The organism is Candidatus Dadabacteria bacterium (assembly GCA_026708565.1).
Lineage (GTDB): Bacteria > Desulfobacterota_D > UBA1144 > Nemesobacterales > Mycalebacteriaceae > Mycalebacterium.
The window spans coordinates 1-9,795 of record JAPOUR010000025.1; the positions used below are offsets into that span (position 1 = coordinate 1).

The 9,795-nt window shown below is 57.1% G+C and carries 9 protein-coding genes; 8 read left to right on the forward strand and 1 reads right to left on the reverse strand.

What is annotated here, in order from left to right; all coding sequences use genetic code 11:
* The 6 genes from OXF42_03505 to pilQ all read left to right on the forward strand — a co-directional run.
* Positions 1–854, forward strand: an 854-nt coding sequence (locus OXF42_03505; protein ID MCY4047162.1) for a hypothetical protein, incomplete at its 5' end; no start/stop codon positions are given.
* Between the two features lie 91 nt (positions 855–945).
* A complete protein-coding gene (locus tag OXF42_03510; protein MCY4047163.1) occupies positions 946–1,359 on the forward strand; it encodes a helix-turn-helix transcriptional regulator in 414 nt (137 codons plus the stop codon).
* Positions 1,360–1,394: 35 nt separating this feature from the next.
* Complete coding sequence (locus tag OXF42_03515) at positions 1,395–2,108, forward strand: hypothetical protein (protein ID MCY4047164.1); 714 nt, start codon at positions 1,395–1,397, stop codon at positions 2,106–2,108.
* A gap of 3 nt (positions 2,109–2,111) precedes the next feature.
* Positions 2,112–3,122, forward strand: coding sequence for a pilus assembly protein PilM (gene pilM / locus OXF42_03520; GenBank protein MCY4047165.1), 1,011 nt, complete (start codon positions 2,112–2,114; stop codon positions 3,120–3,122).
* Between the two features lies 1 nt (position 3,123).
* A complete protein-coding gene (locus OXF42_03525) occupies positions 3,124–3,537 on the forward strand; it encodes a hypothetical protein (GenBank protein MCY4047166.1) in 414 nt (137 codons plus the stop codon).
* Complete coding sequence (gene pilQ / locus OXF42_03530; protein MCY4047167.1) at positions 3,534–4,901, forward strand: type IV pilus secretin PilQ; 1,368 nt, start codon at positions 3,534–3,536, stop codon at positions 4,899–4,901. The genes OXF42_03525 and pilQ overlap by 4 nt, the downstream gene beginning before the upstream one ends.
* Before the next feature lie 3 nt (positions 4,902–4,904).
* On the opposite strand, the gene OXF42_03535 is transcribed toward pilQ, so the two are convergent.
* A complete protein-coding gene (locus OXF42_03535; GenBank protein ID MCY4047168.1) occupies positions 4,905–5,093 on the reverse strand; it encodes a hypothetical protein in 189 nt (62 codons plus the stop codon).
* Positions 5,094–5,207: 114 nt separating this feature from the next.
* Here OXF42_03535 and OXF42_03540 point away from each other — a divergent pair, with 114 nt between their 5' ends.
* Both OXF42_03540 and OXF42_03545 read left to right on the forward strand, forming a co-directional pair.
* The gene (locus OXF42_03540; protein MCY4047169.1) at positions 5,208–6,905 is read left to right on the forward strand and encodes a VacB/RNase II family 3'-5' exoribonuclease; all 1,698 of its coding nucleotides are present in this window, start codon (positions 5,208–5,210) and stop codon (positions 6,903–6,905) included.
* A 120-nt stretch (positions 6,906–7,025) separates the two neighbouring features.
* The coding region (locus OXF42_03545) for a hypothetical protein (protein ID MCY4047170.1) at positions 7,026–9,795 on the forward strand (2,770 nt) is incomplete at its 3' end.

The window sequence follows — 9,795 nt, forward strand, 5'->3', positions numbered from 1 at the left end:
TGACCCTCTGGGGAACCTTCGGCTTCGGTCTGGGAAGCGCTGATGTCAAAGAGAAAGACAATTCAAGCCGTTTCGGCGGGCGCGAAAGCGATGTGACGCTGATAACCTTGGGAGTCGGCGGAAGCGGAAAGGTGTTTGCCCGCAGGATTGGACAGAACAGTTTGAGCATAGACGCGATAGGAGACTTTGTGTTTGCCCGCATCTCCGATGACGGCTATGGGGGCAGAGCCGGGGTTGACGCGAACAGCGGGACGGCGCGGCTTGGAGTTGAAGTTACCGGGAGTCGTCCTGTTTTGAGCGGTAACATCATTGACGCTTCTCTGGCGCTGGCATACAGGGGTGACTTTGGTGATGCGGCAGCGGGCAGCGGCCTTGAGGTTGGCGGCGGTCTGAAGTTCGGCATCCGCTCGGTTGGTCTGAAAGTTGACCTTGACGGACGCATGCTGGTTCTTCAGAGCGATGATTTGAAAGAGCGAGGTTTTTCCGGCGACATAACGTGGTCTCCGCGTGGCAGGGAGAAAGGTCCGTTTGTGTCTTTCCGTCCGTATCTGGGAGCCACCGGCGACAAGCGCGACACGCTTTGGGAGCAGAGAATAGAAGATGTCAATATTGACACCTCGGCGCAGCGTAAATACGAGTTGGAATTTGGCTACGGAATGCCGCTGATGTATGAGATGGGCAATGTGAAAGTGTTTGCGGGCGGCGTGATAGAAGAGGGCGCCACCGTAAGCCGTTCGGGCGGATTGGACATAGAGACGGGAAGCGGAATAAGCGCGGGGTATGAGGCGGTTGACGAGACTTCCGCGCCGCAAGTGGAGCACCGTGCTTACATCAAGTTCAACAGAGAGTTCTGATTGTTTGCAGCTGAGCGCCTTCCCGCCCCCAAAATACATAATCTCCAACCCCTTGACAATCCCCTTGGCAACTGTGTAGCCTTGTGGGGTTATGACCTTCGGCGATTACATAAGAGCCAAAAGGAAACAAAAAAAGGTTACTCAGGAGACTCTTGCGGACTATCTCGGCGTTTCCAAAGTTTACGTCCATCAGATTGAAACAGGCAAGGCGGATTCCCCTTCGCGGGATAGATGTCGCCAGATAGCAAAGTTCCTTAAAGTCAGTTTTGATGAGACATGGAAACGCTCGCGGCAGGAAAGGCTTCGCAAGTTTGTTGAACGGGAGCACATAGATAAAAAAGACCTTGAGATTCTAACGGACGAGGAGCGGTATCTGGTCAAATTATACCGGGTGCTTGACAATGAGGTTAAGAAAGACTTCAACGGAATGGTCTTTATGCTGTTCAAGCACTACAAGAACTCTGAAGTAAGAAAAATTCTTGAAGAGTTCCTCAAATGCGCCTGACCGGAAAATTCCGACTCTTTTACAAAATAGTTTTCGTGGAAACCACGATACTTTTTCTCATAGGCGCAATTTTCTACAGCCAGTTCAGCAACGCCAAATCGGAACTCATAAAACAGACGGTTGTCGCGTCCGAACTTATCGGCGAGGAGGCGACCGGATATTCCGTTCACACCGCCACCCCCACAAGTTCGGAGTTTTACGCCATGCTCAATAACAAGCACGGAAGCGGCGGGCTTTTCAAAACCTTTGAAGTCGCCCCTTCCGCATTCCGGGTCGCCTTTGCAAACGAGGGCGGATACCATGCGGGCGACAAGGAGTTTCCCTTTGAACAGGGATACGCCATCAGCGATGAGGGCGGAATATACTCCATCTCCGTGCCGTTTCTCGCCGGAGACCCCTACGGCGGAGTCGTAACCATGGAAACGCCGCGCTCGGCTCTCATCGGCAAGGTTCTCAGAAACAACCTTCTCCTTTATCTGGCGCTTTTCATCGTGCTCAACAATCAGGTTTTCATTCTTCACTACCTGATATCAAAACGCCGACAGAACATCATAGACAAGGGTTACACAAAGCCGTATATGAAACAGCACTCCATCGGGGCGCTGAAGGTTATGCGCAAAATTCTTGAGGAAATTATTGAGGACCACCCCGAAGAGATTAAAAAGAACGCTCCGGCGGCTGACGCTCCCGCTACGGCGGAAGAGTCAAAGAAAGTAATATCGCTTTCGCGGTTTCTCAACAAAAACTGATTAATGAAAAGCGGCTTTTTCAGGAAAGTCATTGAAAGCGCGGGCGGCATGCTCGGCGGGTCTCCCGCGGTGGGGATTGACATCGGCTCCCATTCCGTCAAGGCGGTTGCGCTCAAAAAAGAGCGCGGCGGCGGGTTTTCCGCAACCGCCGGAGAGGCGTTTTACGCAGACCTGTTTGCGGACGGAGACGACCCGCGCCGCGCTGTTGAGCCGCTTTCCCTTCTCGCCGGAGATTTCGGCCTCAGAGGGGCGGCTGCGGCGGTTTCGGTGTCCGGCGCGTCCGTGTTTGCGGGCGGTGTTCCGTATTCCGGCGGCTCCCCCGAAGAGGCGGTTTCCGCCCGCCTGTCCGCGCTCTTTCCCGAAGGCGCGGACGGCTGCGTGAGCGATTTCTGCGTCTCCGGCGATGTCGCGCATATGGCGGTCGCAAAAACCGCCGCCGTTCGCGGGCGCGTCTCCGCATTGCGGTCTTGCGGCCTTATTCCCCACGTTGTGGACTATGACGGCTTTGCGGTTGTTAACTCCCGCCTCCGCTCCCGCCCGGAGAGCGAAGGGGCGGCGGTTCTTCTCAATGTGGGGCGGTCTGTAACCAATCTCGCCGTTCTGGACGGCGCAAAGACCGTCCTGACAAGAGACCTTCCGTGCGGCTCCGGCGAGGTAACGCTCGCAATGGCGAACGCCGGAGACATGACGGCGGACGAGGCGGAGGTGAAAAAGATGTCTCTCGGCGCGGACTCAATGCCCGACTTTATCGGCGCGGCCCGCGAGTTCTCTCTGAAACTGGCGCGGGAGGCGCGGGCGACCCTTGACGTGTTTGTTTCCCCGGAATACTCCCCCGCCGTGATTGAAATTTCCGGCGGCGGGGCGCTGCTTTACGGTCTCGCGGACGCGCTTGGGGAAACCCTTGGGGCGGAGGCGCGGCTTTCCGACCCGCTGAAGGGGCTTTGCGACGGGGCGGCGGAGATTTCGGCAAAGTGCGCCGTTGCCACGGGGCTGGCGCTGAGGGTGGCGAAGTGATTTGGACGGTAAACTGACGGCTATGATAGAGATCAACCTCATTGAAAACCCGCCCCGCTCCCTTGCCCGCCCCGTTGCGGCGGCGGTCGCGGTTGCGGCAATTGCCGCCTTTGTTTACATCAAAACCGGAGAAACCCCCGCCCCCTCTCCGGAGACGGAGACGCGCTCCGCCGCCCGTCCGTCCGCAAAGCAACAGCCCCCCGCCCGTGAGAGCGGGCGCGGCAAAAAGGGCCTTCGCGTTACGGGGTTTGTCCGCTATGCGGGCTCGGAGTTCGCCATGCTGGTTTCGGGGCGCAAATCACTCTGGGTTGAAAAAGGGCGGGAGGCGTTCGGGGGGACGGTTTCCGAGGTCAGGGAGGACGGGGTTTTTGTCTCACGGGGCGAGGGGACGGAGTTTTTCCCGCTTAGAAAATGAGGCGCGCGGCGGTTTTAATTTTTGCCGTTGCTCTTGCGGCGGCGTTTCAGCCCTCCCGCTCCGGCGGGGAAACGGGCGGCCCGTGGGCGTTTGATTTCAGAGTCGCGTCCCTCGGCGCGGACGGCGTCAACTACCGGGGGGAGAAGGGAACTTTTATCTACAGAGGGGTTGATGTGCGCGAGGTTCTCTTTCACATGGCGAAGATAGGGGGGTTCAGCATCATAATGTCGGACGATGTGAGCGGGGCGGTGGATATGGAACTCACCGGCGTTCCGTGGGACCACGCCCTTGCGGTGGTGCTTGAGCAGGGCTCGCTCGGCGCGTTTGTTGACGGCGGGGTCATCAAAATCTCGTCCCTTGAGGAGATAAGCAAAAGAAGGCGGCTCGCCTCGGACGCCGCCGCGCTGGTTGAAAAAACCGAAAAACTGATTTCCCGGCAGTTCTTTATGAATTACGCCTCGGCGCGTGAAACGGCGGCGACGGTCAGAAACCTGCTCACAAAGCGGGGCAAGGTGGTGGTTGATGAGAGAACCAACAGCATAGTCGTCCGGGAGACCCCTCTGCGGATGGAGAATCTGGAAGGGGTGATTAAGTCTCTTGACCGGGCGACGACCAAGATAATGATTGAGTCAAGAATCGTTCAGGCGGGAACCGACTTCTCAAGGGCCGTGGGAATACGGTGGGGGCTGAACTATTCGGGACGGGCGACCGGGGCGCGTTTTCCCTCAACCATAAACCTTGGCGGAACCCGCCTTGAAACGCCTTTCGGCATGGTGGGAGACGGCTTTGCGGTTGACCTGCCCGCCGCCACGGGTCCCGGCAGCGGCGGCTCGCTGGGGGTGGTGCTGGGAAACCTTTCGGGAACGTTTGACCTTGACGTGCGGCTCTCCGCCCTTGAGGCGAGGGGCAAGGTGAAGATACTTTCCTCGCCCAAGATCCTGACGGTGGACGGCTCTCCGGCGCGCATAGAGCAGGGCATATCAATACCGTTTTCAACCGTGTCGGAGCAGGGGACAAAAACCGAGTTTGCGGACGCCACGCTCAGCCTTGAGGTTACGCCCTCAATAGCGGAGGAGGGCTCCGTCCTTATGGACATTCAAATCACGGACAATTCGCCCGACGCCACCTTTGCGGTCGGCTCACAGCCGTCAATCAGAAGGAATGAAGCCCGCACAAAAGTGCTGGCGGCGGACGGGGAAACCATAGTTCTCGGCGGAATAGTAACCACAACTCAGAACAACAATGTGTCCGCGCTGCCGCTGCTGTCGTCAATTCCGGTTTTGGGGATGCTGTTCAAACGCACCGTCAAACAGACCATTGAGAGGGAGCTTCTGCTGTTTATAACTCCGAGGGTGGTGGGCTGAGGGCTACTTTCCGCCGGAAGACGGAATGAACCTTGTTATAAGCGCGACCGCGACTCCGATGCCGAACACCGAGCCCACAATCTTGAAATACAGAGACCACTCTATTGAGGTGTTGAGGGAGATGCCGTATCCCACGACAAGAAAAATGAGGGAGACCGTTGCGAGGGAGCCGGGAATGTTTGTTTTAAGCATTACGGCGGAAGATTACACAAAGACGCGGCTTTTACAAGACGCGCCATTTTTTGCGCCGGAGGCCGCCGCGCCTGTTTCAAATCCCGGCATTCCATATACAATGGTTGCAACTCCATGAGCGCTGTCAGAAAAAAAAGCGCCCCGAACCGACGCAGACCCCTCGTAAACAAAGGCGACCTGTTTGTCGCCAAGGCGGTGGCCTCCCCCGAAGGGGACATGCGGCTGGTTCCGCGCGGCGGAGATTTTTCCCACGCCCTTGTCTCAAAGAAAAGCGGCTCGCCGAAACTCAGGAACGGACACCTCGCCCTTGCGCGGATTGAAGGGTTCTCAAAGGACGGCAAGCAGGCCGTTCCCCTCGCCGTTGTGGAAACCGTTATCGGAAGGGCGGGCGAGATGGAGGCCGAGAAGCGGGCGATAGGATTCAAATACAACCTGCCCGGCGAGTTTCCGGCGGCGGTTCTCAGCCACGCGAAGGATGTTTGCCGCGCAGACCCCTCAAAGGCGGCGGACGGCAGGGTTGACCTCAGAAAAAAGACCATCTTCACCATAGACGGCGATGACGCGAAAGACTATGACGATGCGGTCGGCATAAGCAACAAGGGGGCGGGATACACGGTTTGGGTCTGCATTGCGGATGTTTCCCACTACGTCAGTCCGGGGGGCGAGCTTGACAGGGAGGCGCTCCGGCGCAGCACAAGCGTCTATCTTGACGACCGCGTTATTCCGATGCTTCCCGAAGCGCTCTCAAACGACCTTTGCAGCCTTGTCCCCCATAAAGACCGCCTTACAAAGACGGTGGAAATGGAGTTTTCCTCCGGCGGCGAACTCAATGATTTCCACGTTTACAACAGCATCATCCGCAGCGCGGCACGCCTGACCTATTCGGGGGTTACCGATTTTCTTGAAGGAGGCGCGGGCGCGGGAGTGCCGGACGAGGCAAAAAGACCCCTGACCGCGATGAAAGACCTCTATGAGAAGATCAAAAAACGCAGCATTGAAAACGGCGAACTTGATTTTGACCTGCCCGAACCGCTCCTTGTCCGGGACAAAACCGGCAGGGTAACCGATGTTGTAAACGCCGACAGGGGCGTGGCGAACATGATAATTGAGCAGTTTATGATAGCCGCGAACCGCGCGGTAGGCATGCGTCTGAGGAAAAACGGGAGCGGCGTCTACAGGGTCCACGAGCCGCCGACCGAGGAGTCCACCGCCGAACTGGTTTCAGACCTTCGCAAACTCGGCTACAAGGCGGATATGCCCAAAAAGGCGACCGCCCGCGCCATTCAGAAACTGTTGCGCGATTTCAGAGGGAAAAAAGAGGAAAGTTCCGTAAAGATGCTGGTTCTCCGCTCCCTGCAAAGGGCGGTTTACTCCACGCGGAAGGAGGGGCATTTCGGCCTGGGGTTGCGGGAATACACGCATTTTACCTCTCCCATCAGAAGATACCCGGACATTATCGCCCACAGAATGATTGACTCTCCCAAAGACGCGCCCGCCCGGCTTGACGAAATATGCGAGAAAACATCCAAACTGGAAAGAAACGCCGAACGCGCCGAAAGGGAAACCGTTGAACTGGAAACCGCAAACTATATGAAGACCCTTATTGGCAGGGTTTTCACCGGAAAGGTTATAAGCATACTGCCGTTCGGGATGTTTCTGGAACTGAACGAGGTATGCGCCGAGGGTTTTGTTCCGAGGGAAAAGATGGCAAGGGGGGGCAGAAGGAAGTGGTTTGACATGGGGCAGGAAGTGAAAATAAGGGTGGCCGGGGCCGATTTGGAAAGAAGAAGAACGATTATGGAACCGGTGTGAAACCTTGTTTTTTGCAAACCGGGGCATCCGGACTTAACACTATTACCTTGATTATAATGATTTTACACTTATACTTTTTAAGCAAGACATGACCGCTTTGGCGGTTGCAGAGTGTTTGTTGTGTGTGCTTCTATAAAATATAGTGAGGGGGCAAGTCTTTGTTCCCGTATCTTTTTATGGCTTTTCGTCTGCGCGGCGGTTGCGTTTTCCGCTCCCGCCAAGGGGCAGACCACCTATGCCAACACCTTCTCCTTCTCATCCTCAAGCGGTGTGCGGGTTACCGAGCAAGACACCAATGGCACGGTCATAACCGTGGAACTCTCCGCCCCCGCCCCGGCGGGAGGCGTTCCGATGTTGTTGCTGGTTGACCATAGGGTGGGAGCGGCGGTTACTCTCACGCCCGTTGACGAGACCAAAGCGAATTTTCAAGGCAATCTCACCTTCGTGATACTTGAGGGGGAGACTTCAGGTTCCTTCAGGGTTACCTATCCCGATGATGACGGAAATACCTCCAGCGAGACCGCCACTCTTCGTCTGTCAAGGACGCTTCTCACCCCGTCAACCCCTACGGACTGGGGCCTGCCGGACGGGGCCGGAACACTGGAGCACCGCATCACCATCATTGATGATGAAGACCCCAACCCTCCTTCCGTCACCGGCGGCGCCGTCTTCTTTGCGCCCTCAAGCGCCACCGCGCTGACTGAGGACACCACCCCCGCGACCGTAACCGTGGCGCTCTCCGCCCCCGCCCCTGCGGGAGGCATTTCGCTGGCCGTGCTGACTTCCGGCGTTGCGGACGGTCTGGTTACGTTGACCGCAAGCGACACCGGCATTGCGGAATTCAACCCCTCCGGCAATATCTTCACGATAAAAGAAGGGCAAGTTCGGGGCTCTTTCTCCGTTGCGGTTGCGGATGACGGCAATACCGCCCCCGAAACTCTGGCGGTTCATATAGGGGAGCCCCGCGACACTCCCCTGCCTACCGGATGGACGGTTCCGGGAACGGTTTCCCATGCGGGGTCAACATTGACCGATGAGGTTATAACCCACACCATTGCCGTTGCCGATGACGATCCGGTTCCCACAGTCGGCTTTGCCGGGCAAACCTCCACCGTTGACGAGACGGTTCCCTCCGGTCTAAACCGGTGTTCGTCCGGCTCTGCGGGGCGTGATAATTGCGTTCATCTGGACATTGAGTTGTCTTCGCCTCCGGCCCGCGACATCACCCTCACCGCGACCATTTCAGGCGTTTCCACCGGCGACGCCTTCTTTGCCACTCCAAGCGGGGACTCCCTGACGACCACCCTTACCGTTCAGGCGACCCGGTCCGCCGCCGTTCTTCCGGTTTTTATAGTTGACGACTCCGTTGCCGAACTCGGCAACAAAGTTATCACCGTAACCCTCTCCGGAAACCTTCCCCAATACGAATACAACATATCACCCGCCATCCACAGGATAACCCTCACTGACAGCGACCCGCCCACCAACTCATTCTCCTTCTCATCCTCAAGCGGCACGATGGTTACCGAGGAGGGCACCAACGGCGCAATTGTAACCATAGAACTTTCCGGCCCCGCCCCCGTAGGAGGCGTTCCGACACTTTTGCGGGTTGACCACAACAGGGGAGCGGCGGTTACCCTCACGCCCGTTGACGAGACCAAGGCGAGGTTTCAGGGCAATCTCACCTTCGTGATACTTGAGGGGGAGAGTTCCGGTTCCGTCAGGGTTACCTATCCGAATGATGACGGCAATATGTCCGATGAGACCGCCATTATTCTTCTGTCAAGGACGTTTCTCACCCCGTCAACCCCTCCGGACTGGGGCGTGGCGGACGGGGCCGGAACACTGGAGCACCGCATCAACATCATTGATAACGATATATTGATTAACCTCTCGGCGGAATCTCCCGTTATGGAGGGTGAAAATGCGGTTATTACCATCACCGCGAACAAGGCTCCGCCGCCCGGTTTGGAACTGGTTCTGGGGACCAGAGAAACGAGCGAGACCTCTTTTATACACCCTGACAGTTTCGTTAGGTTCGTTAGAATAACCCCCACCTTTACCGAGGATGAAGATGGTCGTTATACCGCAACCTACGAGGTTCCCACCCTTGATGACGAAGTGAACACCATAGACGGAAGGCTGCATGTTTATATATATGGGTTCAGACGAGTGTTTGAAGATGGAACCTACTACATCTTCGCGAGTATTCCCCGCGAAAACGAACGGCTGGAGGTTACGTATTCGGATGCCTCCGTGATTATTGACGACAACGACCCGCCGGAACTGACCGTTACGGCGGTAACCAACACCGTCATCACCGAGGGGGCAACCGCGCTTTTCAAAATTACGGCGGACATTGCTCCCAAACCGGGGCTCAGGGTTACTTTGAATGTCGCCGATGAGGCGGGGAGTGACTTTGTGAGCAATAACAATGACCGGCGTGTAACGCTTGACTTCAACGGCGGGACGACCGCGACCTATGAAGTCAGAACAAACGATGACGCCGTTGATGAATTTGACGGAGCGGTAACCGTAACCCTGAGGGAGGTTGAAGGGGAATACACGGTGGGCGGAACCCCGGCGGTTGTTAACGTTGCAGACAATGACAAGCCGGTTCTGACCATTGCGGCTCCCCCCGACGCCTCTGAAACCGAGGGGCCGGGAGCCCACGCGGAATACACCGTTACGGCGGACATAGTTCCCGGGGGTCCGATTGATGTTCTGCTGACGGTTTCCGGTGAGGGGGACTTTGCTGCGTCTCCGGGCGAACAGACCGCCCGCCTGACCTTTGAGCCGGCGGACGGGACAACCGCGACCGCCGTCCTCCGCATCGCCATTGATGATGACCGGATTGATGAATATCCCGGAACGATAACCGCCGCCCTTG

Bases quoted from the DNA above. Each gene is read 5' to 3' on its own strand.
- OXF42_03540 (MCY4047169.1), top strand. From the start codon at position 5,208: ATGAGCGCTGTCAGAAAAAAAAGCGCCCCGAACCGACGCAGACCCCTC.
- OXF42_03510 (MCY4047163.1), top strand. From the start codon at position 946: ATGACCTTCGGCGATTACATAAGAGCCAAAAGGAAACAAAAAAAGGTT.
- OXF42_03535 (MCY4047168.1), bottom strand. From the start codon at position 5,093: ATGCTTAAAACAAACATTCCCGGCTCCCTCGCAACGGTCTCCCTCATT.
- pilM (MCY4047165.1), top strand. From the start codon at position 2,112: ATGAAAAGCGGCTTTTTCAGGAAAGTCATTGAAAGCGCGGGCGGCATG.
- pilQ (MCY4047167.1), top strand. From the start codon at position 3,534: ATGAGGCGCGCGGCGGTTTTAATTTTTGCCGTTGCTCTTGCGGCGGCG.